Annotated in this window: 23 protein-coding genes; 2 read left to right on the top strand and 21 right to left on the bottom strand. The window is 66.0% G+C overall.

Annotation, left to right across the window (positions count from 1 at the left end; all coding sequences use genetic code 11):
- Positions 1 to 82 precede the first annotated feature (82 nt).
- From ABIB38_RS06700 to ABIB38_RS06760, 13 genes are all read right to left on the bottom strand, one after another.
- Entirely contained in the window at positions 83 to 394 is a 312-nt protein-coding gene (locus ABIB38_RS06700; RefSeq protein WP_429202863.1) for a glutaredoxin family protein, read from the bottom strand.
- On the bottom strand, positions 391 to 1,842 hold the full coding sequence (locus ABIB38_RS06705) for a DegQ family serine endoprotease (protein ID WP_429202864.1): 1,452 nt from the start codon (positions 1,840 to 1,842) through the stop codon (positions 391 to 393). The genes ABIB38_RS06700 and ABIB38_RS06705 overlap by 4 nt, the downstream gene beginning before the upstream one ends.
- A gap of 162 nt (positions 1,843 to 2,004) precedes the next feature.
- The gene (locus tag ABIB38_RS06710; protein WP_429202866.1) at positions 2,005 to 2,304 is read right to left on the bottom strand and encodes an RseA family anti-sigma factor; all 300 of its coding nucleotides are present in this window, start codon (positions 2,302 to 2,304) and stop codon (positions 2,005 to 2,007) included.
- Between the two features lie 60 nt (positions 2,305 to 2,364).
- Positions 2,365 to 2,967 (bottom strand): RNA polymerase sigma factor RpoE, encoded by a 603-nt coding sequence (gene rpoE, locus ABIB38_RS06715; RefSeq protein WP_040776532.1) that lies wholly within the window; start codon positions 2,965 to 2,967, stop codon positions 2,365 to 2,367.
- 71 nt (positions 2,968 to 3,038) lie between these two features.
- Positions 3,039 to 3,656, bottom strand: coding sequence for a hypothetical protein (locus tag ABIB38_RS06720; RefSeq protein ID WP_429202868.1), 618 nt, complete (start codon positions 3,654 to 3,656; stop codon positions 3,039 to 3,041).
- A 199-nt stretch (positions 3,657 to 3,855) separates the two neighbouring features.
- Positions 3,856 to 5,103: a beta-ketoacyl-ACP synthase II gene (fabF, locus tag ABIB38_RS06725; RefSeq protein WP_429202869.1), complete on the bottom strand. Its 1,248-nt coding sequence runs from the start codon at positions 5,101 to 5,103 to the stop codon at positions 3,856 to 3,858.
- A 31-nt stretch (positions 5,104 to 5,134) separates the two neighbouring features.
- Positions 5,135 to 5,374 carry an acyl carrier protein gene (gene acpP, locus ABIB38_RS06730; protein WP_005666812.1) on the bottom strand — a complete coding sequence of 80 codons (240 nt, stop codon included), beginning with the start codon at positions 5,372 to 5,374 and terminating at the stop codon, positions 5,135 to 5,137.
- A 193-nt stretch (positions 5,375 to 5,567) separates the two neighbouring features.
- Positions 5,568 to 6,305, bottom strand: coding sequence for a 3-oxoacyl-ACP reductase FabG (gene fabG / locus ABIB38_RS06735; RefSeq protein ID WP_429202871.1), 738 nt, complete (start codon positions 6,303 to 6,305; stop codon positions 5,568 to 5,570).
- A 16-nt stretch (positions 6,306 to 6,321) separates the two neighbouring features.
- A complete protein-coding gene (fabD, locus tag ABIB38_RS06740; RefSeq protein WP_429202873.1) occupies positions 6,322 to 7,257 on the bottom strand; it encodes an ACP S-malonyltransferase in 936 nt (311 codons plus the stop codon).
- Positions 7,258 to 7,301: 44 nt separating this feature from the next.
- A complete protein-coding gene (locus tag ABIB38_RS06745) occupies positions 7,302 to 8,288 on the bottom strand; it encodes a beta-ketoacyl-ACP synthase III (protein WP_429202875.1) in 987 nt (328 codons plus the stop codon).
- Between the two features lie 20 nt (positions 8,289 to 8,308).
- Positions 8,309 to 9,373, bottom strand: a complete 1,065-nt coding sequence (gene plsX / locus ABIB38_RS06750) for a phosphate acyltransferase PlsX (RefSeq protein WP_429202877.1) — start codon at positions 9,371 to 9,373, stop codon at positions 8,309 to 8,311.
- Between the two features lie 222 nt (positions 9,374 to 9,595).
- Positions 9,596 to 9,778 carry a 50S ribosomal protein L32 gene (gene rpmF, locus ABIB38_RS06755; protein ID WP_005666806.1) on the bottom strand — a complete coding sequence of 61 codons (183 nt, stop codon included), beginning with the start codon at positions 9,776 to 9,778 and terminating at the stop codon, positions 9,596 to 9,598.
- Positions 9,779 to 10,026: 248 nt separating this feature from the next.
- Positions 10,027 to 10,524 (bottom strand): YceD family protein, encoded by a 498-nt coding sequence (locus ABIB38_RS06760; RefSeq protein ID WP_429202879.1) that lies wholly within the window; start codon positions 10,522 to 10,524, stop codon positions 10,027 to 10,029.
- Positions 10,525 to 10,646: 122 nt separating this feature from the next.
- On the opposite strand from ABIB38_RS06760, the gene ABIB38_RS06765 reads away from it, so the two are divergent.
- Entirely contained in the window at positions 10,647 to 11,243 is a 597-nt protein-coding gene (locus ABIB38_RS06765; RefSeq protein WP_429202881.1) for a Maf-like protein, read from the top strand.
- A 20-nt stretch (positions 11,244 to 11,263) separates the two neighbouring features.
- Entirely contained in the window at positions 11,264 to 12,013 is a 750-nt protein-coding gene (locus ABIB38_RS06770) for an SAM-dependent methyltransferase (protein ID WP_429202883.1), read from the top strand.
- Positions 12,014 to 12,092: 79 nt separating this feature from the next.
- Here ABIB38_RS06770 and ABIB38_RS06775 read toward each other — a convergent pair whose 3' ends face one another.
- The 8 genes from ABIB38_RS06775 to ABIB38_RS06810 all read right to left on the bottom strand — a co-directional run bounded on the left by ABIB38_RS06775 (position 12,093) and on the right by ABIB38_RS06810 (position 23,480).
- Entirely contained in the window at positions 12,093 to 13,379 is a 1,287-nt protein-coding gene (locus tag ABIB38_RS06775) for an EAL and HDOD domain-containing protein (protein WP_429202885.1), read from the bottom strand.
- A gap of 132 nt (positions 13,380 to 13,511) precedes the next feature.
- On the bottom strand, positions 13,512 to 14,807 hold the full coding sequence (locus ABIB38_RS06780; RefSeq protein ID WP_429202887.1) for a 23S rRNA (adenine(2030)-N(6))-methyltransferase RlmJ: 1,296 nt from the start codon (positions 14,805 to 14,807) through the stop codon (positions 13,512 to 13,514).
- A 208-nt stretch (positions 14,808 to 15,015) separates the two neighbouring features.
- Complete coding sequence (gene aceA / locus ABIB38_RS06785; protein WP_429202889.1) at positions 15,016 to 16,314, bottom strand: isocitrate lyase; 1,299 nt, start codon at positions 16,312 to 16,314, stop codon at positions 15,016 to 15,018.
- 297 nt (positions 16,315 to 16,611) lie between these two features.
- Positions 16,612 to 19,221 (bottom strand): ATP-dependent chaperone ClpB, encoded by a 2,610-nt coding sequence (clpB, locus tag ABIB38_RS06790; RefSeq protein ID WP_429202891.1) that lies wholly within the window; start codon positions 19,219 to 19,221, stop codon positions 16,612 to 16,614.
- An 89-nt stretch (positions 19,222 to 19,310) separates the two neighbouring features.
- On the bottom strand, positions 19,311 to 19,706 hold the full coding sequence (crcB, locus tag ABIB38_RS06795) for a fluoride efflux transporter CrcB (RefSeq protein ID WP_429202893.1): 396 nt from the start codon (positions 19,704 to 19,706) through the stop codon (positions 19,311 to 19,313).
- Position 19,707: 1 nt separating this feature from the next.
- Positions 19,708 to 20,163, bottom strand: a complete 456-nt coding sequence (gene moaE / locus ABIB38_RS06800; RefSeq protein ID WP_429202895.1) for a molybdopterin synthase catalytic subunit MoaE — start codon at positions 20,161 to 20,163, stop codon at positions 19,708 to 19,710.
- Positions 20,160 to 22,817, bottom strand: a complete 2,658-nt coding sequence (locus ABIB38_RS06805) for a DUF349 domain-containing protein (protein ID WP_429202897.1) — start codon at positions 22,815 to 22,817, stop codon at positions 20,160 to 20,162. The genes moaE and ABIB38_RS06805 overlap by 4 nt, the downstream gene beginning before the upstream one ends.
- 78 nt (positions 22,818 to 22,895) lie before the next feature.
- On the bottom strand, positions 22,896 to 23,480 hold the full coding sequence (locus ABIB38_RS06810; RefSeq protein WP_429202899.1) for a hypothetical protein: 585 nt from the start codon (positions 23,478 to 23,480) through the stop codon (positions 22,896 to 22,898).
- Positions 23,481 to 23,781 lie beyond the last annotated feature (301 nt).

The raw sequence follows: 23,781 nt of genomic DNA on the forward strand, positions 1-23,781 counted from the left end.
ATCTTGGAAGGTTGGACATCACCGCTCCGACCCGGCATTTTACCGGATTTCGAGGCAGAAAGGCCGGTTTCCGGCGGGTGGCTCAGGACGTCGCCTGCGCGCCGGCGCAGGCGGCCAGGTAGGCCCGCACCGCCGCCTCGTCCAGAAAGTAATGGCACAGCTCGGGCTGGGCCGGGTCGCCATACAGCACCGGCACCAGCTCGTCGAAGGCCGCCACCAGCACCGGGTCGGCATCGACGTCGAGCACGGTGACGTCGAACGGCTGCCCGGGCGGCTCGAGCGCGCGCAGCGCCGCCAGCATGTCTTCGCACAGGTGGCACCAGCTGCGCGAATACAAGGTGAAGCGCGGGGCGCGGCGTGCGGCGCGGTGCGGCGCACTCCCCTGCTGCGTCACTGGCGCGGCTTGAGCGTGAGGTATTGCGTGGCGCCCTCGCGCTGCACCAGCAGGGCCACCGCCTTCGACTTGTCGTGCTTGGCCAGCAGGGACTTGAACTGCTCGACGCTGGTGATCGGCGTATTGTTCCACTGCAAGATCACGTCGCCCGGCTGGATGCCGGCGCTGGCGGCCGGGCCCTGCGCCTCTTCGACCAGCAGGCCGTGGTCGATGCCCAGCTCCTTGCGGTCGGCCGGCGCAATATTCGACATGTGCAGGCCCAGCGCGTCCGGCGCGGCGCCCGGCGCCGGCTTCTTCGGCTGCTGGCCCTGGGCCGCACGTTCCTCCTGCAACTCGACGATGGTGACCGGCACCTCGACCTGGGCCCCGCGGCGCCAGACGGTGACGCTGGCGCGGCTGCCGACCTTGGAGGCGCCCACCAGGCGCGGCAGGTCGGTGGTCGACTGGATCGGCTGCTTGTTGAAGGCCAGGATGATGTCGCCGACCTTGATGCCCGCCTTCTCGGCCGGGCCGCCCGGTTCGACCATCGAGACTTCGGCGCCGCGCGCCTTGCCCAGGCCCAGCGATTCGGCCACGTCGCGCGTGACTTCGCTGATCTGCACGCCCAGGCGGCCACGGGTGACCTTGCCGGTGGTCTTGAGCTGATCGGACACGCGGATGACCTCGTCGATCGGCACCGCGAACGAAATGCCGTTATAGGCGCCCGACAGCGTCGCGATCTGCGAGTTGATACCGATGACTTCGCCGCGCAGGTTGATCAGGGGGCCGCCCGAATTGCCGGGATTGACCGCCACGTCGCTCTGGATCAGCGGCAAGTATTCGCCGGTATCGCGCGACTTGGCCGAGATGATGCCGGCGGTCACGGTGTTTTCGAGGCCGAACGGCGAACCGATGGCCAGCACCCACTCGCCGACCCGGATCTTGCTGGAGTCGCCGGTACGCAGGTATGGCAGGTTGGTCGCGGCGAGCTTCAGGAGCGCGACGTCGGAGCGGCGGTCGGCGCCCAGCACCTTGGCCTTGAACTCGCGGCGGTCGCTCAGGGTCACCGTGACCTCGTCGGCGCCTTCGACCACGTGGGCGTTGGTCAGCACGAAGCCGTCGGCCGAGATGATGAAGCCGGAGCCGACGCCGCGCTGCACTTCGCGTTCTTCTTCCTGCTGCGGGCCGCGCCGGCCGCCGCCGCGCGGCGGCATCTGGCCGCCGAAGAAGCGACGCAGGAATTCCTGCATCTCTTCCTCGCCCGGCGCACCGCCGCGGGTGCGCACGCGCTCGGTGGTGCGGATATTGACGACCGCCGGCCCCACCTTGTCGATGACGTCGGTGAAGTCGGGCAGACCGGTAACGGTAGGGGTGGGAACGGGGGCAGCGGCGTGGACGGGTTGAACGAAGGCCGTGGCGCCGGACACGAGCAGTGCCGACAGAAGCAGGCTGGCAGTTTTACTGGTCATGGATTCGCTATTGAATGGCTAAGATTGACTGAATGGTAAGCCAAATTGCGCACTTTGTCGCGCCATGCCAGCCGCGCGCCGGCCATAAAAGCCCTGGCCCGGCGACGAAAGGAAGGAATTTAAGCCTGGGGTAAGGATGCCGGACAGGACGGTCGGAAACTGTCAGGAAGACGCGGTCTTGGCGAGCACCGCCGCCAGGCCGGTGGGCTCGGCCGCGACGGCCGCACGGCGCAGCGGCGGCGGCTCGCCGGCGAGGCGTTCGGCCAGGCGGGCGCGAAATTCCGGCGACAGCGCCGGCGTGGCCGTGTCGCGCAGCGCGTCGCCGATCAGGTGATACAGATCCCATGCCTGGCGGCCGTCGCTTCCCTGCAACGCGGCCAATGCCAGTTCCAGGTCGGCTTCGGGCAAGGCGCCATCTTTCAGGGCAGAAATCTGCTCGCGTAGTTTTCTATTGGTGTCCATCGGTGGTTCCATCGACGTCGGTGGTGTTCAATATGTGCTGTGTTCGTACGATCCCGCTACCTACCGACGTTTGTCAACCGGGAAATCGAGTAAAGGGCGTAATTTCTCGGCGATGACTTCGCGCGCCCGGAAAATCCGGCTGCGCACCGTACCTATTGGACAGGCCATCACTTCGGAGATTTCCTCATAGCTGAGGCCTTCGATTTCGCGCAAGACGATCGCCGTGCGCAGTTCGAGCGGCAATGCTTCCATGGCCGCATTGACTGTATGGGCGATCTGTTTACTGGCGAGCATGGATTCAGGTGTATTAATGTCGCGCAAGCTATCTGCATCATCGAATCCTTCGGCGCGTTCGGCGTCCGTCTCGGTCGACGTCGGTGCGCGCCTTCCCTGGGTTACTAGAAAATTCTTGGCGGTGTTGATTCCTATTCGATAAAGCCATGTATAAAAAGCCGAATCCCCACGAAAATGACGCAGGGCCCGGTATGCTTTGATGAAGGTCTCTTGCACCACGTCTTCGGCTTCGGCCGGATCGTGGACGAGACGCGACACCAGGCGCATCAGGCGACGTTGGTACTTGGAGACCAGTAAATCAAAAGCCCCCTGGTCCCCGGCCTGGACGCGCTCTACCAGCAACTGATCACACTCGCGTTCTGTCGTCACGGACCATGCCCCATTGGCGGCCTCTCGCGAGGAGGCACCGATTCATGCGCGCAGCGTGAATCGGTACATCCTTAAGAGTTGGCCACCTGCAATAAGTTCACACTGTTTTGTATCGGTATTGTTGCCGCGCCATTGGCGAGCGCACGCACGGCCACCGCCAGCGCGCGGTATTGGCCGGCGCCCACGGCGTCTGGCAGCAGCACCAGCGGCCAGGTCGCGCCATCCTCGGCGCGCAGTCGCAGCACGATGCAGCAGGGCCAGACCATGGCGCCGGGCAGCAGCGTCATGGTCGGGCCCGGCTCAGGATTCCCGGCCGCTGGCGCGCCTTTCCCCAACTCCTGTTGTACCGTCAGGCGTACCTGACCAACTCCAGAAATATCAATCCGGCGCACCGTTGCAATCCCAGGCAAAAACACCGTGGAATCAGCCGCGCGGCGGGCGCCCCCTTTGGCGCTCCCTTTGGCGCGCCAACGACGGCGCGGCCAGCCGGCCGGGACGGCGACAGGCAGGCGCGCCAGCGACAGCGCGGCCAGCAGCGGCGCGCATGCGACAGCGCCGCCGAATGCGAAGCGTTCAGGCAGCAGCAGGCCCACGGCCAGGGCAGCCGCGCACAGGGCCGCGCAGAAGGCTGCGAGCAGACCGCGCAGGCGACGCGACGGCGCGATGACGGCGGACACCGCAAGCGACATGAAGCACAGGACAAATCGAGGAAATGGCCTGCGAATGAGCACAATGAGCACAATGAGCAGGATGGCGGGCGGAGGAAACTCCGGAGCAAGCCCCGGAGACAGCCCTTCTACCGCCAGCGCCGGCAGGCCGCCACGAACGGGCGACAGGCCGGGCTGTTGGAAGCGCCCATCCAGTTAGACCTGGATGGGGCGAAGTGGTTCAGACTTTGGCGAAGATCAGCGTACCGTTGGTGCCGCCGAAACCGAAGGAATTCTTCACCGCGTAGTCGATCTGCATCTCGCGCGCCGTGTTGGCGCAGAAGTCCAGGTCGCACTCCGGATCCTGGTTGAAGATGTTGATCGTCGGTGGCGACACCTGGTTGTGGATCGCCAGCACGGTGAACACCGACTCCAGGCCGCCGGCGCCACCGAGCAGGTGACCGGTCATCGACTTGGTCGAGTTCACGACCAGGCTCTTGGCATGGTCGCCGAACACGCGCTTGATGCCGCGCACTTCGGCCACGTCGCCCAGCGGCGTCGACGTGCCGTGCGCGTTCACGTACTGCACCTGGTCGACGTTGATGCCGGCGTTGTGGAACGCATTGACCATGCAACGCGCCGCGCCACTGCCATCCTCGACCGGCGAGGTGATGTGGTTGGCGTCCGCGCTCATGCCGAAGCCGATGACTTCAGCATAGATCCGGGCGCCGCGCGCGACGGCGTGTTCATACTCTTCGAGCACCATGACACCGGCGCCCTCGCCCAGCACGAAGCCGTCGCGGTCGCGGTCCCATGGACGCGAGGCGGTCGACGGGTCGTCGTTGCGGGTCGACAGCGCGCGTGCCGAGGCGAAACCGCCCAGGCCCAGCGGCGACACGGTCGATTCGGCGCCGCCCGCGATCATCACGTCGGCATCGCCGTACTCGATCAGGCGCGCTGCCGCGCCGATACTGTGCAGGCCGGTGGTGCAGGCGGTGACGATGGCCAGGTTCGGGCCACGCAGGCCGAACTTGATCGAGAGATCGCCCGAAATCATGTTGATGATCGATGCCGGCACGAAGAACGGCGAGATGCGGCGTGCGCCGCGGTTCGCGTATTCGTCCTTGGTCGCTTCGATCATCGGCAAGCCGCCGATGCCCGAACCGATCACCACGCCGATGCGGTCCGCGTTCTCTTCGGTGACTTCCAGGCCCGAGTCCTTCAGGGCCTGGATGCCGGCTGCCATGCCGAAATGGATAAAGGTATCCATATGGCGGCCTTCCTTGCCCGGCAGGTAGTCTTCGACGTTGAAGTTCTTGACCTCACCAGCAAAGTGGGTCGTGAATGGCGCTGCATCAAACTTGGTGATGTTGGCAATGCCCGACTTGCCGGCCAATGCCGCATCCCACGTCTCGGCAACGGTGTTGCCGATCGGTGAAATGCAGCCCAGGCCGGTGACGACGACACGGCGGTTGCGTGAACGACTCAAGCGATTCTCCCAAAAACGGTAAAGCGACTACTCAGGCCTTGACGTGCGCGGTTGCGTAGTCGATGGCTTGCTTGACGGTGGTGATCTTCTCAGCCTGCTCGTCAGGAATTTCCATTTCGAACTCGTCCTCCAGTGCCATCACCAGTTCCACGGTGTCCAGCGAGTCTGCACCGAGGTCGTCAACGAACGAGGAATCGATTTTGATGTCTGCTTCGGCAACGCCCAGTTGCTCAGCGACGATTTTTTTAACGCGTTGTTCGATATCCGACATGTTTTGGCTCCATTAAGGTATGTGTTGCGGAAAGTGCGCGCATTTTATCAGGTTTGCGACCCGAAAAACTATTTTCGGCGACTGCGGCCATTTCGCCGGAAAGTCCTGCTAAAAGTCGAGATTGCGTCCTAATCGGGCCCGGCTCGCCGGGACCAATTGGGACGCGGTTTTTATCAATTCATTACTTTACTGATTAATTCATATACATGCCGCCATTCACGTGCAGCTCGGTGCCCGTGATGTAGGCGGCCGTCGGCCCGGCCAGGAACGCCACCGCGTGGGCGATGTCTTCCGGCAGGCCCAGGCGGCCCAGCGGAATCTGGGTCAGTAGCGCCTCGTGCTGCCCTTCACCCAGCGCGCGGGTCATGTCGGTATCGATGAAGCCCGGGGCCACGCAGTTGACGGTGATGTTGCGGCTGCCGATCTCGCGCGCCAGCGCACGGGTCATGCCGGCCACACCGGCCTTGGCGGCCGCGTAGTTCATCTGGCCCGGATTGCCGGCCGCGCCGACCACCGAGGTGATGCTGATGATACGACCGGCTTTGGCCTTCATCATGCCGCGTAGCACCAGGCGCGACATGCGACCGACGGCGGTGAGATTGGTGGCGATCACGTTGTCGAACTCGTCGTCCTTCATGCGCATGGCCAGGTTGTCCTGGGTGATGCCGGCATTGTTGACCAGGATCGACAGGCTGCCGAAGCCCTTCTGCACGTCGTCCACGACTTGCGCGCAGCCGGCCGCGTCGAGCACGTTCAGGACCACGCCCTTGCCGCCGAACTCGGCCAGATAGTCGGAAATCGCCTGCGCGCCCGACTCGCTGGTGGCGGTGCCGACGACCTTGGCGCCCTGGCGCGCCAGTTCCAGCGCGATGGCCTTGCCGATGCCGCGCGATGCGCCGGTGACAAGGGCGACTTGATTCTGCAGATTCATGGTTTTCCTTTATCTTTTATTCGGAGAGCGACGCCAGCACGCGCTCCAGCGCAGCCTGGTCGACCAGCGCTTCGCCGGCCAGGTTCGCATCGATACGCTTGGCCATGCCGATCAGGGTCTTGCTCGGTGCGCATTCGATGACCTGGGTCACGCCATCGAGCGCCATCTTCTGCATGGTCTCGACCCAGCGTACCGGACCGGCGGCCTGGCGCACCAGCGCGTCCTTGATCTGCTCGGGATCGTTCAGCACGGCGACGTCGACGTTGTTGATGACGTCGATCTGCGGCGCGGCGAATTTCAGCTCCGCCATATAGGTACGCAGGCGGTCGGATGCCGGCTTCAGGAGCGACGAGTGGAACGGCGCGGATACCGCCAGCTTCATGGCGCGCTTGGCGCCCTTGGCCTTGGCGATCTCGCAGGCGCGCTCGACGGCGGCGGTATGGCCGGCGATCACGATCTGGGTCGGCTCGTTGAAGTTCACGGCCTCCACCACTTCGCCCTGCGCTGCCTCAAGGCAAACGGCCTGCACATCGGCGGCCTGCAGGCCGAGGATGACGGCCATGCCGCCCTGCCCGACCGGCACCGCGTCCTGCATCGATTGCGCGCGGAAGCGTACCAGCGGCACGGCGTCGGCGAACGGGATCACGCCGGCCGCCACCAGGGCCGAATACTCGCCCAGGCTGTGGCCCGCGACCACGCTCGGCGCCGGGCCGCCGGCCGCGATCCAGGCGCGGTAGACGGCAACCGCGGCGGTCAGCATGACCGGCTGGGTATTGGTGGTCAGGTCCAGGTCTTCCTTCGGTCCCTCGGCGATCATGCGCTTGAGGTCGAAGCCCAGGGCGTCGGACGCTTCTTGCACCGTCTGATCGACGGTCGGGTTACCGGCGAAGCCGTTCAGCATGCCCACTGCCTGGGCGCCTTGTCCGGTGAACAGGAATGCGAATTTGCTCATCGTTGTTTTCCGTAGTTGTTGTTCTTGGAGGCTGGTGCTCACGCTTACATGCGCGCCAGCACCGCGCCCCAGGTAAAGCCGCCGCCCACGCCTTCCATCAGGACGTTCTGGCCCGGCTTGATGCGGCCGTCGCGCACCGCCTGGTCGAGCGCCAGCGGGATCGAGGCGGCCGAGGTATTGCCGTGCTCGTGGACGGTGACGACCATCTTTTCCAGCGGCAGGCCGAGCTTCTTGGCGGTGCCGTTCATGATGCGGATGTTCGCCTGGTGCGGCACCAGCCAGTCGACGTCCGCCGGGCGTACGCCGGCGTGATCCAGCACTTCGTGCGCCACCTGCTCCAGCACGGTGACAGCCAGCTTGAACACCGCCGGGCCGTCCATGTGCAGGAAGCCGCTGCCGGCGACCGCGCCATTGGCCAGGTTGCCCGGGATCGACAGGATGCCGGCATGGCTGCCATCGGCATGCAGGCGGGCAGCCAGGATGCCCGGCTCGTTCGAGGCTTCGAGCAGCACGGCGCCGGCGCCGTCGCCGAACAGCACGCAGGTGGTGCGGTCGCTGAAGTCGACGATACGCGAGAACACTTCGGAACCGATCACGAGCACGCGCTTGTGGTTGCCGGCGCGGATGAAGGCGTCGGCGGTCGAGACCGCGTACACAAAGCCGCTGCACACGGCGGCCACGTCGAAGGCGGCGCTGCCGCTGGCCATGCCCAGCTTCTGCTGCACGATACATGCCGTGCTCGGGAAGCTGCCGTGGAAGTCGGGAGTGGAACTGGCGACGATCACCAGGTCGACATCGAGCGGGGTCTTGCCGGCCATCTCGAGCGCGCGGCGGGCGGCGTGCACCGCCAGGTCGGACGAGAGTTCGTCGGCCGCGGCGAAGTGGCGCGCCTCGATGCCGCTGCGGGTGAAGATCCACTCGTGCGACGTCTCGACGCCCTGCTGCGCCAACTGCGCGGCGAGCTGGTCGTTGGTAACGCGATTGGCTGGCAGGTAGCTGCCGGTGCCGGTAATTTTGCTATACATGGTCATTGCTTCACCATTCTGCTGGGTTATTGCGCCTGGCGCTGGCTGTCGAGCGTCGGCGCCGGCGCGACTACGGGCGCCGTTACCGGGGAGCTTGGCATCAGTTCGGCGATCAGGGCCGACAGGTGCTCTTGCACATTATTGTGCGCGGCATCGTAGGCGCGCTTGATCGCCCACTCGAAGGCATAGGCACCGGCGCCGCCGTGGCTCTTGAACACCAGGCCCTTGAGGCCCAGCAGGCCGGCGCCGTTGTAGCGTTCCGGATTGAGCTTCTTGAGCGACTTGCGCGCCAGCAACGCGCCGAGCATCGACAGGACGCTTTCCTTGAACGTGGCCTTCATGAAACGCGACAGGCCTTCAATCGCCTTGAGCATGACGTTGCCGACGAAACCGTCGCACACGACGACGTCGACCGTGCCCTTGAAGATGTCATTGCCTTCGACATTGCCGAAAAAGTTGAGTTTGCCACGTTCGGCGTCGGCGCGCAGCAGCACGCCGGCGGCTTTCACCGCCTCGTTGCCCTTGATGTCCTCGGTGCCGACGTTGAGCAGGCCAATGGTCGGGCGCGGGATGCCCTCGATCGCCGAGCACAGCACCGATCCCATGATGGCGAACTGGTGCAGGTGGTCCGGCTCGCAGTCGACGTTGGCGCCGAGGTCAAGGATATAGGTCGGGCCACCCTTCTGGTTCGGCATGATCGAGCAGATCGCCGGGCGGTCGACGCCGGCCATGGTCTTGAGCACGTAGCGCGAGACGGCCATCAGGGCGCCGGTATTGCCGGCCGAGACGCAGGCGTGGGCGCTGCCATCCTTGACGGCCTCGATCGCCACCCGCATCGACGAATCCTTCTTGCGGCGCAGGGCCACTTCGACCGGGTCGTCCATCGTGATGACTTCGGAGGCGTGCTTGACGGTCAGGCGCGGGTTGTTCTCCGCATGATGCTTCTTGAGTTCTGCGCGCAGCACCTCTTCGACGCCCACGAGCACGAGCTCGGCGTCAGCTTGCTTTTTGAGGAAGGAGATGGCTGCCGGAATGGTAACTGAAGGGCCGTGATCGCCGCCCATGCAGTCAATGGATATTTTAATTGTCATTTGTTGGAGATGCCGCGGCTCACGCAGGACGAGCGGCGAGAGGGGATCGGGTCGTGGCGCACATGCGCACGGGATCCAGGCTGTTCAACATGACGGTGCCAGGAGCGTCGGGACGGACTCCCAGGATGCAGCCGGTTACTGAGCAGATGCCAAAGAAAAAGCGGCGCCACGCAGATAACATACGTTGCGCCGCTTTCATGATGCTAAAAGCCAGAACGTCGATTACTCGTCGTTCTTGGTCTTCAGGACCTTGCGGCCACGATAGAAGCCGTTCGGCGAGATGTGGTGACGCAGGTGGGTTTCGCCGGTGGTCGGCTCGACTGCCAGGTTCGGGGCGGTCAGAAAATCGTGCGAACGGTGCATGCCGCGCTTCGATGGGGATTTCTTGTTCTGCTGAACTGCCATGATAACTCCTAGTACAAAGTTCTAAAATTTTAACACATTCGATAGGCAAACCAGCTGCAAATCGAGTATCTCGGCGGCAAGCTTTTTGACGACTGCCGACATGTTGAACGCTGCTACAACTACCGCGAATGCCATACTCGATTGCACGCGTTTGACACGTTTTTTTGCAGATTTTGGACGACATTGTTTCTACGCTGCCGCCACCGTACTGCGAAACCTGTAATGCTGATTGTTGTTACTATTTCTTCTTAGTCCGTCTTCAGGTTCTTCAGAGCGGCGAAAGGCGACACTTTATCGGTTTTCAGGCGATCGAGCAAGCCCGTATCCGGACAAACATCGTGCCGCGGCGATTGCGGCAAGGCCAGCAGGGCCTCGTCCTCGAGCAACTCGCGGATGTCGCAGCTGCGGCTGCCGACGATCACGTCGATGCTTTCATCGTCGAGGATTGCCTCGATCGCGTCGGCATCCTCGTCGTTCTCGCCCAGCACCAGCATGGTCGACGAATCGATCTCGTAGTCCATAGGCTGCAGGCAACGCTGGCACACCAGCTTGACATGTCCGGCGACCGTGAGGGTCAGCGACGGATACGCCTGGCGGGTCCGGCCGCCCTGGATGGACCAGCGGATGTCGCCGCCCTTGTCCGTGCTTTCGGCGGCAAGACGCGGCATGTCGACCAGGGGCGTAGCGCCTTCACGATGGCCGTCGTTCTTGCAAAACTCGAAGGCGTCGATGACAAAAGCGCTCATTTAGAAAGTCACCCCGGAAAACCTGCGATAATAGCAGGATTTTCGCACCAGCGTCAAAAAACCGTCGCATTCTTCCGGCGTATTCTCCCGACGTATTCTCGAACACCAGCGCCATGATACCTATGCCTTCGCTCATCCTCGCTTCGAGTTCCGCCTACCGCCGTGAACTGCTCGAGCGCCTGGGCCTGCCCTTCGAAACCGTCGCGCCCGACATCGACGAGACCGCGCTGGAGGGCGAAGCGCCGCCCGCCACCGCGCTGCGCCTGGCGCGCGAGAAGGCGCAGGCCGTAGCAACCCTGCACCCCGGCGCGCTGGTGATCGGCTCCGACCAGGTCGCCACGCTGGACGGGCTGCAGATCGGCAAGCCCGGCGACCATTCACGCGCGCTGGCCCAGCTGCAGCTGATGCGCGGGCGCGAAGTCGTGTTCCATACCGCCCTGTGCCTGTGGGACGGCCGCGTTGCCGACCCGCGCCAGGCGGCCCAGCTCGAGAACGTGCAGGTGCGCGTCGCTTTCCGCGACCTGCCAGACCATGAACTCGACGCCTACCTGCGCATCGAGCAGCCCTACGACTGCGCCGGCAGCGCCAAGAACGAGGGGCTCGGCATCGCCCTGCTCGAACGCGTCCAGTCGGACGACCCCACCGCCCTCACCGGCCTGCCGCTGATTGCCCTGACCGGCATGCTGCGCAAGGCCGGCGTCCCCTTCTTTGGCGGCTGACTCATCAATTTCTTTCCATCATGCCCGGCACCCTGTACCTGATTCCGAACACCCTCGGCCCGACCGACGCCACCCCAGGCTCCCTGAACGCCCTGCTCCCGACCCAGGTGCAGGCGCTGACCAGCAAACTCGATTACTTCGTGGCCGAGAACGCCAAGACCGCGCGCGCCTTCCTGAAACTGATCGCGATCGACCACCCGCTGGCCAAGCCCCTGCAGGAAATCGAGATCGCGGAACTGAACGTGAACACGCCGCCGGCGGCGCTGGCGCAACTGCTGGCGCCGCTGCTGGCGGGCCGCGACGCGGGCCTGGTGTCGGAAGCCGGCGTGCCCGCCGTGGCCGACCCCGGCGCCGACCTGGTGCGCCTGGCCCACCAGCACGGCATCAATGTGCGTCCGCTGGTGGGACCGTCGTCGCTGCTGCTGGCCGTCATGGCCAGCGGCCTGAACGGCCAGAGCTTCGCCTTCAATGGCTACCTGCCGACCGATGCAGCGCAGCGCAGCAAGCGGATCCTGGAACTGGAAAAGCGCTCGCGCGCCGAGCGCCAGACCCAGTTGCTGATCGAAACGCCGTATCGCAACGGCGCCATGTTGGAGGCGTTGGCGGCGAGCTGCCAGCCGGGCACCCTGGTCTGCGTGGCGACCGACCTGTCGCTGCCGAGCGAATCGGTGCGCACCTTGACGGCGGCCAAGTGGAAGACGGCGCTGGCGGCCAATAAAGGGCCGGACTTCCACAAGAAGCCGACCGTGTTCCTGTTTTTGGGTCAGTAATACCCGGGCAGTCATCCTGGCGCAGTCAAGCTCGCGCCAGTACTGCGGCCGGGCGCGCCGCTACGCGCTCACGAAAAATTCACGCAACCGGCGCTGGCTGCTGGGCGTCGTGGGTCAATTCGCGCACCCAGTCGAAGGCCGCCAGCTCGATCTCGCGCACTTCGGCCACCGTCAGGCCGATCTTCTTGAGCGCGCAGGTCAGCTTGCTGCCGCCTTCGGCCGCCTCGAGCAGTTCGGCGATGCGCAGCATGGTGCCGAAGTCGCCTTCGCGCGCAAGCAGGGCCTGGCGCACGTCGTGCGCGATGTCAACGTGGGCCAGGATGTCGGCCATCGGCACCGAGAACAGGGCTTCGGCCAGCGACATGATGCCGACCGTAAAGGCGCGGTCGGCGCTGGCGGTGTCGCCCGGCCGCACGCGCAGGGTCATCAGTTCGAGCAGCTTGCCGCGCGTCGTGGCCAGCTGCAGCAGCGGCGACTTCAGTTCGACCTTGGCGCCGGCCGCGGTATAGAGCAGGATCTGCAGCCAGCGCCCCAGCTGGCGCCGGCCGAGCTGGACCAGGGCCTGCGACAGCGACTCGATGCGCGGACCCGGCACCGCGCGGCTGTTCACCAGGCGCAGCAGGTTCAGGCTGATCAGGGCGTCGCGCTTGACGGCGGTCTCGATCGCCTGGCTGTCGGCGTTCGAGTTGACCAGTTCCAGCAGGCGCAGGATGGTGATCTCGGACGGCGTGATCTTGCGTCCGCTCAGAATGGCGGGACGGGCAAAATAATAGCCCTGGAAATACTCGAAGCCCAGTTCCATGCACAGCTTGAATTCGTCGATGGTTTCGACCTTCTCGGCCAGCAGGCGCTTGCCGGTGGCGCGCAGCGAGTCGACCAGTTGGGCCAGCTCGTTCGGGGCAACGCCCTTGACGTCGACCTTGATGATGTCGACCAGCTGCACCAGCTTGTCGAGCTCGCTCGAATGCTCGACCACATCGTCGACCGCGAACTTGAATCCCAGTTCCTTGAGCTCGGCCACCCGCGCCAGCAGTTCCGGCGTCGGCTCCACCGTCTCGAGGATTTCCAGGATCACCTTGTGGGATGGTAAGAAGCGCACGAAGTCGCTCATCAACACCACTTCGTCGACGTTGACGAAGGCAAGCTGCTCGCCCACCACCTGCTCCATGCCAAGCTGGGATGCATGCGAGATGACGGCGGCGGTGGCTGCCGCGCCGTCGGTCAGCTTGGCGTCGTCATCCTCGCCGGCGGCACGGAACAGCAGCTCGAACGCCACCAGATGCTGGTCGCGCCCAAGGATGGGCTGACGCGCAAGAAAGAAATCATCGGCCGGCACGGAGACCGCTGCCGTTGCATCGGCGTGCATCGAAAAATACTCCTGGAAACAGTCACGGCAGCGCGCCGCGCCCGATGGACGGCACGCGCCACCCATCTACGCCGACTATACTACAAGAATGCCAATCTTAGCATTTCGACATCGAATCGTACGACGCTCGGGTCAGCCGCGACCACCACCGCCCTGGCGGGTGCGCCCGGTGCGCGGCGCGCTCGGCGCCGCCGGCCGGGCGGCGTCGTTGCGCGCGCTGCGCGCTGCACCATCGCGCGGGCCGGCAGCCGCGTCGGCGCGCGTGCGCGCGGCGCTGCTGCGTGGCGCGCCATCACGCGCCGCCTTGCCTGGTTGCGCCCCATCGCGCGCCGCACTGCCGCGTGGCGCGCCATCGCGCGGCGCGGTGTTGCGTGGACCATCCGCGCGCGCCGGCCTGGCCGGGGCGGCCGGCGCTTCGTCGGCGCGCGGCATGCTCTGGCCTGGCAGGCGCAGGCTGCCCTTGCCCGACAGCGGGCTGGCGCGGCGCGCATTGCCCACCGGCGCGCGCGGCGCGTCGCCCACCATGCGGCCGGCGGCTGCGCCCGTCACCTGCACGCCCTTCTCGATCGTGAAGCGGGCGCCGGCGTCCTTGCCCAGCACGCGCACCAGGTAGGGCATGACTTCGCGTAGGATCGGCTCGAGCGTGTACGGCGGATTCAGGATGAACATGCCGCTGCTGTGCAGGCCGGTGCCGTCCGGGGTCGGGGTAGTGGTGGTGAACGTGACGTTGAGCCACTCCTTGGCCGGCAGGCGCTTGAGGCGGTCGGCGAACTGGCGCGACTCCATGCGCTGCAGCACGGGATACCAGATCGCATAAATACCGCTTGGGAATTTACCCAGCGCCTCGTCGAGCGCGTCGCGCACCCGCTTGTAGTCGTCCTTGATCTCGTAGGGCGGATCGATCAGCACCAGCGCGCGGCGCGACGGCGGCGGCAGCAGCGCCTTCATGCTGTGGAAGCCGTCGCCATGCTCGATGATCACGCGGCGCCCGCGCGAGCGCTCGCCCTGCTCGGCCTTGTGCGCGTCGAGCTTGCGGAAGTTATCGGCCAGGATCTTGCAATCGGCCGGGTGCAGTTCGAACAGGCGCAGGCGATCCTGCTCGCGCGACATCTGCTCGGCGACGTAGGGGGAACCCGGGTAATAGCGCATCTTGCCGCTCGGGTTCATCCCCTTGATCAGGTCGAGGTATTCCTTCAGCGCGGCCGGGACATCGGTGCAGGTCCACAGCGGGCCGATGCCGGTATCGAACTCGGCGGTCTTGGTCGCCTGAAAACTGTCGAGCGCATAGACGCCGGCGCCCGAGTGGGTGTCGATATAGGTATAGGCGGCATCCTTTTGATTCATGTACAAGTGCAGCTGCACCTGTACGAAATGCTTGAGGACATCGGCGTGGTTACCCGCGTGGAAGGCGTGGCGGTAGCTCAACATAAGCTGGAATTCCTAAAAGAGGTTTGCCGCGAGAAATTTGGCGGCAGAATCAGGCGCCATTATCCACTACAACCGACTGCGGCTGGGAATTCCAGTAGGGTCGGCGGCTATGCCGCCGACGCGGTGATGGTTGACAGCGAGATCATCCGGTATGAAATCGGAACCGCTGGCAATCACCGCGTCGGCGGCATCGCCGCCGACGCTACGATCACGCTACCTTTTTGTCTTCGAAGAACTGTTCGTCCTCCGTCGAGCCATGCAATGCGGTGGTCGAGCTCTGGCCCTGCTGGATGGCCTGGGTCACGGCGTCGAAGTAGCCGGTGCCCACTTCGCGCTGGTGCTTGACGGCGGTGAAGCCCTTCTCGGCCGCCGCGAACTCGGCTTCCTGCAGCTCGACGAAGGCCGACATGCCGCTGCGGGCGTAGCCATGGGCGAGATTGAACATGCCATAGTTGAGCGAGTGGAAACCGGCCAGCGTGATGAACTGGAATTTATAGCCCATCGCGCCCAGTTCTTGCTGGAACTTGGCGATGGTGGCGTCGTCCAGGTTCTTTTTCCAGTTGAACGAGGGCGAGCAGTTATAGGCCAGCATCTTGCCCGGGAATTTCGCGTGGATGGCGTCGGCGAAGCGGCGCGCGAACTCGAGGTCGGGCTTGCCGGTCTCGCACCAGACCAGGTCGGCATAGGGCGCATAGGCCAGGCCGCGCGCGATCGCCTGCTCGATGCCGGGCTTGACGCGGAAGAAGCCCTCCACCGTGCGCTCGCCGGTGCAGAATTCCTTGTCGTTGGCGTCGACGTCCGAGGTGAGCAGGTCGGCCGCCTCGGCATCGGTGCGGGCGATGACCAGGGTCGAGGTGCCCATCACGTCGGCGGCCAGGCGCGCGGCGTTGAGTTTCTCGACCGCCTCGCGGGTCGGCACCAGCACCTTGCCGCCCATGTGGCCGCATTTCTTGACCGAAGCCAGCTGGTCTTCGAAGTGCACGCCGGCGGCGCCCGCCTCGATCATCGACTTCATGAGCTCATAGGCATTGAGCACGCCGCCGAAGCCGGCTTCGGCATCGGCCACGATCGGCGCGAAGTAATCGATGTCGTCCTTGCCTTCAGACCATTGGATCTGGTCGGCGCGCTGGAAGGTGTTGTTGATGCGGCGCACGACCAGCGGCACCGAGTTGGCCGGATACAGCGACTGGTCGGGATACATTTCGCCGGCGGCATTGGCATCGCCCGCCACCTGCCAGCCCGACAGGTAAATCGCCTTCAGTCCGGCTTTCACCTGCTGCATGGCCTGGTTGCCGGTCAGGGCGCCGAGGGCGTTGACGTAGGGCTCGTCGTGCACCAGCTTCCACAGTTTGTCGGCGCCGCGCTTGGCCAGCGTGTGCTCGATCGGGACCGAGCCACGCAGGCGAACGACGTCGGCCGCGGTGTAGTTGCGGGTCACACCTTTCCAGCGTGGATTGTTGTCCCATTCCTGCTGCAGTTCGGCGATTTGCTGTTCACGGCTAGTCATGATGTTCTCCTGAAGTCGACGGCATGATTGAAGGTGGTGCGAATCCGTTGACACCATCATAGCCCGCTTTGTGCGCAGCACCATCACTCTTATATAAGACAGATAAGTAAAATTTTAGGCTGTAAATTCAATGACTTGAATTGAACATTCCGCGATATGGAATAAAATTTCTTCCCGTGAGAACAAACCGGGGTGCGCATTTGCTGCGTATCCCACATTGCAGGACCATGATTTCGCATCGTGAAAACAACGAGGGCGCGGCCATTGCCGCGCCCTCGTTGCCGGACCATCGCCTGATTACTTGGCGAGGTCGACCGTCTCCTCGCCGAACACCAGTTCGCCATTGCGCACCCGCACCGGGATCGTGTCCTTCGGTCCGAAGCGGCCGGCCAGGATCGCCCTGGACAGCGGGTTCTCGATCTGCTGCTGGATCGCGCGCTTGAGCGGGCGCGCGCCATACACCGGATCGTAGCCGGCCTCCGCGATCTTCTGCAGCGACTCGTCGTCGATGTCGAGCGTCATTTCCATCTTGGCCAGGCGCGCCTCCAGGTTGTGCAGCTGGATGCGGGCGATGGCGCCGATGTTCTTCTCGTCGAGCGCATGGAACACCACGATCTCGTCGATCCGGTTGATGAACTCGGGACGGAAGTGGCCGCGCACCTCGGCCATCACGGCCAGCTTGACCACTGCCGGCTCGTCGGTGTCCATCGACTGGATCCGGTGCGAGCCCAGGTTCGAGGTCATCACGATCACCGTGTTCTTGAAGTCCACGGTGCGGCCCTGGCCATCGGTCATGCGGCCGTCATCCAGCACCTGCAGCAGCACGTTGAACACGTCCGGGTGCGCCTTCTCGATCTCGTCGAGCAAGATCACGCTGTAGGGCTTGCGGCGCACGGCCTCGGTGAGGTAACCGCCCTCTTCGTAGCCGACGTAGCCCGGCGGCGCGCCGATCAGGCGCGCGACCGAATGCTTCTCCATGAATTCGCTCATGTCGATGCGGATCAGCATATCCTCGGTATCGAACAGGAAGCCCGCCAGCGCCTTGCACAGCTCGGTCTTGCCGACCCCGGTCGGGCCCAGGAACATGAAGGAGCCGTACGGGCGGTTCGGGTCCGACAGCCCGGCGCGCGAACGGCGGATCGCGTCCGACACCGCCACGATCGCCTCGTCCTGGCCCACCACGCGCTTGTGCAGCTCGTCCTCGATGTGCAGCAGCTTGTCGCGCTCGCCCTGCATCATGCGCGCCACCGGGATGCCGGTCGCGCGCGAGACCACTTCGGCGATCTCCTCGGCGCCCACCTGCGTGCGCAGCAGCTTCGGCTTCTTGTTGTCGGCGTCGGCACGGGCCGTGGCTTCCTCGGCCTGGCGCAGCTGCGCTTCCAGCTCCGGCAGGCGGCCGTACTGCAGCTCCGACACCTTCTGCCAGTTGCTCTGGCGCTTGGCCTCTTCCATCTGGAAGCGGACGCGCTCGATCTCTTCCCGGATGTGGGTGGTGCCCTGCACCGCCGCCTTCTCGGCCTTCAGCACTTCTTCGTAGTCGTTGTACTCGCGCTCCAGGCGCGCGATCTCTTCGCCCAGCAGTTCCAGGCGGCGCTGCGACGCCTCGTCGGTTTCCTTGCGCACCGCCTCGCGCTCGATCTTCAGCTGGATCAGGCGCCGCTCGAGGCGGTCCATGACCTCGGGCTTGGAATCGATCTCGATCTTGATCTTGGCTGCCGCCTCGTCGATCAGGTCGATCGCCTTGTCGGGCAGGAACCGGTCGGTGATGTACCTGTGCGACAGCTCGGCCGCGGCGATGATCGCCGGGTCGGTGATGTCCACCTGGTGGTGCAGCTCGTATTTCTCCTGCAGGCCGCGCAGGATGGCGATGGTCGCCTCCACGCTCGGCTCGTCGACGATGATCTTCTGGAAGCGGCGCTCGAGCGCGGCGTCCTTCTCGACATACTTGCGGTACTCGTCGAGCGTGGTCGCGCCGACGCAGTGCAGCTCGCCGCGCGCCAGCGCGGGCTTGAGCATATTGCCGGCGTCCATGGCGCCTTCGGCCTTGCCGGCGCCCACCATGGTGTGGATCTCGTCGATGAAGACGATGGTCTGGCCCTCATCTTGCGCCAGCTCCTTCAGTACGCTTTTCAGCCTTTCTTCGAACTCGCCGCGGAACTTGGCGCCGGCCAGCAGCGCGGCCATGTCGAGCGACAGCACGCGCTTGCCCTTGAGCGAATCGGGCACCTCGCCGTTGACGATGCGCTGGGCCAGGCCCTCGACGATCGCGGTCTTGCCGACCCCGGGTTCGCCGATCAGCACCGGGTTGTTCTTGCTGCGCCGCTGCAGCACCTGGATCGCGCGCCGGATCTCGTCGTCGCGGCCGATCACAGGGTCGAGCTTGCCGGCGCGGGCGCGCTCGGTCAGGTCGAGCGTGTATTTTTTGAGGGCTTCGCGCTGGCCTTCGGCCTCGGGCGAATCCATCGTTTCGCCGCCGCGCACGGCCTGGATCGCCGACTCCAGCGACTTGCGCGCCAGGCCGTTTTCGCGCGCCAGGCGGCCGGCGTCGGACTTGTCTTCGGTCAGCGCCAGCAGCACCATCTCGGACGACAGGAACTGGTCGCCGCGTTTCTGCGCCTCGCGGTCGGCCAGGTTGAGCAGCGCCATCAGGTCGCGCCCGACCTGGACGTTGCCGCCGGCGCCGGTCACTTTGGGCTGGCGCTCGAGCGCCGCTTTCAGCGCATTGGTCAGCGCGCCGACATTGACGCCGGCGCGCTGCAGCAGCGAGCGCGCGGCCCCATCGTCCTGGTTCAGCAGGGCGAGCAGGAGGTGGACTGTTTCGATGTACTGGTTATCGTTCCCGACCGCCAGGCTCTGGGCGTCCGCCAGGGCTTCCTGGAGCTTGGTCGTCAATTTATCTTGCCGCATGGTGGTGCTCCCTCGATGTAGTTCTTAGCGTGAGAGCAAAATGGGGGTGGGGGCACGGTTTTCAAGGCGGCCGGCGCCGCCCGCGGCGACTAGCCGCGCAGCGCGCGCCAGGTGGCGAAGCCGGCCGCGCACAGCAGCAGCGAGCCAAGCAGGTGCAAGGCCGTGTGCGCCAGCGCCCAGCCGACCTCGCCGCGCTGCAGCAGGGTCACCGACTCGCCCGAGAAGCTGGAAAAGGTCGTCAGGCCGCCGAGAAAGCCGGTGATCAAAAACAGGCGCCACGCCGGCGCCAGGTCGGGCTGGCCGGCGAAAAAGCCGAGCGCCAGGCCCACCAGGTAGCCGCCGGCCAGGTTGGCCGCCAGCGTCCCGACCTGCACCAGGCCGTGCAGGCCACCGAGCCACAGGCCCAGGCCCCAGCGCAGCCAGGCACCGAGCGCCGCGCCCAGGCCGACCGCGGCGAAGCCCAGCGGCGTCACCAGGCCACCCACGCTAGCGCGCCCACTTGGCCCTGGCCGTATCGTCGCTGACGCGGGCGTCGACCCAGCGCGCGCCGTCCGGCGTCTGCTCCTTCTTCCAGAACGGCGCCTCGGTCTTGAGGTAGTCCATGATGAACTCGCAGGCCGCGAAGGCATCGCCCCGGTGCGCGGCGCTGCAGGCCACCAGCACGATCTGGTCCAGCGGGGCCAGCGGGCCGACGCGATGGATGACCAGGGTGCCGTACAGGGGCCAGCGCGCGCGGGCCCGCTCCGCGATCTCTTGCAGCGATTTTTCGGTCATGCCCGGATAGTGTTCGAGCTCCATCTCGGAGACCCTGGCGCCGTCGTTCAGGTCGCGTACGGTGCCGACGAAAGACACCACGGCGCCGATGCGCGCATCGTTCGCGCGCAGGCGCGCCACTTCATGGCCGAGGTCGAAATCCCCGGCCTGTACCCTCACTTCATTCATGGATTGTCCTTCGGCTGGCGCAACAGCAGGTGTTCGATACGGGTTTCGGTGCGCACGTCGAGCAGCGTCGGCAGCGCCAGCAGCACGCGCAGCTCGGCCGCCTGCGCGCCGGGTTTCTGGCCCGACTTGAGCGAGCTTTGCAGCACCTCGACCTGCAGGCGCAAGCGCTCGCGCGCGAATTCGGGGCCGCTGTCGATGCCGGCCGCGATCTCGAGGCGCAGCAAGTCGTTCAGCAGGCGCCCGCGGTTGTCTTCCATCGCGCGCACGTAGGCGGCGCGCTCGTCCTCGGACGCTTCGAGGGCCGCGAGGGCGGCCTCGAAGCGCGAGCGCAGGATCGGCTCGTAGCCGCCTTCGAGCGCCAGCATGGCGTCCCAGCGCGCGCGCCAGTCGGCGGCCTGGGTAGGGGCGCCGGGATTGGCCAGCGCCATCTCGAGCGCCTGGACCAGGCGCAGCTTGTCGCGCACGGTGCCGGCCAGGACCGTATCCTGGGCGCGGCGGGCGGCGTCGGCATGCTGCTGCACGCGGGCGATGGCGGCGTGATAGCGCTTGTCGATGCGCGCCTCGTGGGCGCGCGGCACCGGGCCGATCGCCTGCCATTCGGCGGCCGCCTCGCGCAGCAGCTTGCCGACGTTGGCGGGTGAGGCATCCGGCGCGGCGGCCTCGAGCCGTTCGCACAGCGCTTCCTTGGCGCTCTCGTGGGCGCGGCGCTCGCTGTCGGCCGCGTGCGCCTGCTCCTTGCGCGCGGCGAACAGCGCGTCGCAGGCGCCGCGGAAGCGCTGCCACAGCGCCTGCTCGGCCTTGCGCTCGAGCGGCAGCGCACGCGCGTGCTCCTGCCAGCGCGCCTGCAGCTCGCGCAGCATGTCCACCGCATGGCGTTCGTGCGGGTCGAGCTTGCGCACTTCTTCGATCAGCTGCTCGCGCACCGCGATCTCGACCCTGCGCTGGTCTTCGAGCGGACGCTGCAAGGTCGTCAGCGCTTCGGCGAACAGCGCGTCCAGGCGCTTCTTTTCCTTGCGATCGACCGCGCCCAGGTGGCTCCAGGCGGTGCGCAGGCGCTGCACGGTGCCGGACACGTGCTTCCAGTCGGCCTCGCCCGATTGCAGGCGTCCCACCTCGGCCATGGCTTCCTCGACCAGGGCCTGGCCGCGCGCGGCGTTGGCGTGGCGTTCGTCAGCCAGCTGCCTGAAGTGGGCCGCGGCCGGCGCATAGGCGGCGCTGCAGGCGGCGTCGAAGCGCTCCCACAGGCTGCGCGGCGCGGGGCCGGACAGGCTGTCCAGGGCTTTCCAGCGATCGCGCATGCTGCCCACCTTCTTGGCCAGCTCGGCCATCTCCAGGCCCTGGGTCGGCAGCGCTTCGACGGTCTTGATCAATTCTTCGCGCGAGACGTTGCCGCCCCAGCGCGCCCAGTCCGACAACCGCTTGAGCTCGGCGCGCAGATGGGCCAGGCGGTCGGCCTGCGGCGCGGAGAGGCGCATGCCCTTGTCCTTGGCTTCCTTCAACGCCTTGTCGAGATCGGCAGCGGTGCCCAGCGAGCCCTGCTGCAAGGCGGCTTCGAGCGCATCGAGCTTGTCCAGAAACGCCTGGTCGGCGCCGCGCGCGGCCGGCTTGCCGGCCGGCCTGGCGCTTTCTACCGTGGTCGCGGCCGGCGCGGGTCGCTGCGCTTCCTGCGGCAAGCTCGCGAGCAGCGCGTCGAAGCCCGCCTGCACGGCGGTGGCGGCGGCGTTCGACGGCAGGGCCGGCAGGCGCTGCCACTCCCTGCGCAGCGTCTCGCGCTTGAGTTCGGCGGGAGCCTGGGCCTGCCATGCGGCCAGGGCCGCCTCGCGTGCGGCCAGCGCGGCCTGGTCTTGCTCGATCGTCGCCAGCCCGGCCGTCAGGCGCGCGTGTTCGGCCGCGAATTCGGCCACCAGGGCGCGCGGCAGCGAGGCGTGGCCGGGGTCTTGCAGGGCCGCCTCGTGCTCCTGCCACAGCCCGGCCAGGCGCGCGGCCAGCGCGGCCGCGTCCAGCCCGCCGGCCTCGAGGGCGCGCAGGGCGGACAGGCGGTCGATCATGGCGCGCTGCAGCGCCACCTGCGATGCGAGGCGGCGCCCGAGTTCGGCGCGCACCGTATCGAACTCGGCCGTCAGCTCGGGAGCGCGGATGACCGACCATTTGCGGTCCAGCTCGGCCACGTGGTTCGGGGTCAAGAGGGTATCGTTCAGCAGCGACCTGGCCTGGGCCAGCGCTTCTTCGCCGCGGCGCAGCTCGGATTCGTGGTGGCGGATCGCGTCCAGCCTGCCCTGCACCAGCTTGGCGACGCGGCGGTCGACGTTGCGCATCGCCGCGTGCACGCGCTCGAGGTGGTCGCGTCCGTGGATCAGTTCGGCCGCGGCGAGGCGCAGTTCGGAGAATTCGGATTGGAGGATGAAATCGACGGCGGCCGCTTCGTCGGCGCCCAACTGCTTGAGCCGTTCGGCCTGGCGCGCGCGGGCGTCGGCGAGCGCCAGGCGGGCAGCATGCGGCCCATCAGGCGCGGTCGCTGGAGCGGACACCGCACTGCCCGACCTGCCGGCGCCGGACTTGGCGCCGGCAGGCGCGGAAGCCTTCGCCGCGGCCGGCTTGGCCTCCGGCTTGTCGCCGGATTTCCCGCCCTGCCGCTTGAATAGGAATTCGAACATGATGAAATCGCACTTCCAAAACTCCCATCATAGCAAAGAACCCCGGTATCGTTCGGCATGTCCGGCCCGGCTGGAGCCTTAGTTTGCGAGCGGCAAGGCGTGGTTTTTCCTTGAAGAAAGTTCAGCTGGCGGCAGCCCGCGCATGATGCCCAGGTCGGCGCCGCGGCCGTCGCCACGATTCTCGCTCTGGTGGGCGTCGTGCGCCAGCATCTGGTTGGCGATGGCGAACCAGGCCTCGCCCGGGATCATCGTCCGCGCCAGTGGCAGCAACTCGCGCTCTTCGCGGTCGAGGCGCTCGAGCAACAACTCGCAGCAGCGCTCGAGCGCCGCCAGGCAGCCCGGATCGCCGTCGACGGCGGCCGCCTGCGCCGCCCGGCGCGCTTCGAGCGCCTGCCGGCTCAATCCATCCAGCTCGGCCACCAGCCGGGCGGCATCCTCGCCGCAGCGGCGCAGCGCCGGCAGCACGAACTTGTCGAGCTTGCGCCAGTGGCAGGCGTCGCACACTTGGCGCAGGGCGTCGCATGCCTGTTCGTACTGGGGCATGGCGGGCGGCTCGCCCCACCAGGCGCAAGGTCGCCAGCGTTCGAGCAACGCCTGCACCTCGATCCGCGCGCGTGCCTGCTCGACGGACAAGGCGACCAGCGTATAGGTGGATGTCAGCATGGTGTCTCCTCTCAATTTGCTCCTCCGGCGCGCGCGGATAGTCCACGCCTGGGGCGGTGGGGGATGCTTTATAGGGGTAAGCCGGCTATTGGTTTGCGCTTCTGGCTTGTCATGCGCCGGCCGACAGGAACTTCGTAGTGTAGAGAGAAGAAGGGGGGCAGGTTTGACATTGCTCAAACCCGATTTCACAATGCGAGCGAGGTCAGTCGGGGTGAATTTCCTTCACCAAATAATCTTTCAACATGTTATCGAAAGCGGCCGGGTCGATCGACATGCTTGAGCAGAACGGCCGCCGGCTGCG

The organism is Massilia sp. UYP11, from assembly GCF_050434805.1.
Classification (GTDB): Bacteria; Pseudomonadota; Gammaproteobacteria; order Burkholderiales; family Burkholderiaceae_D; genus Telluria.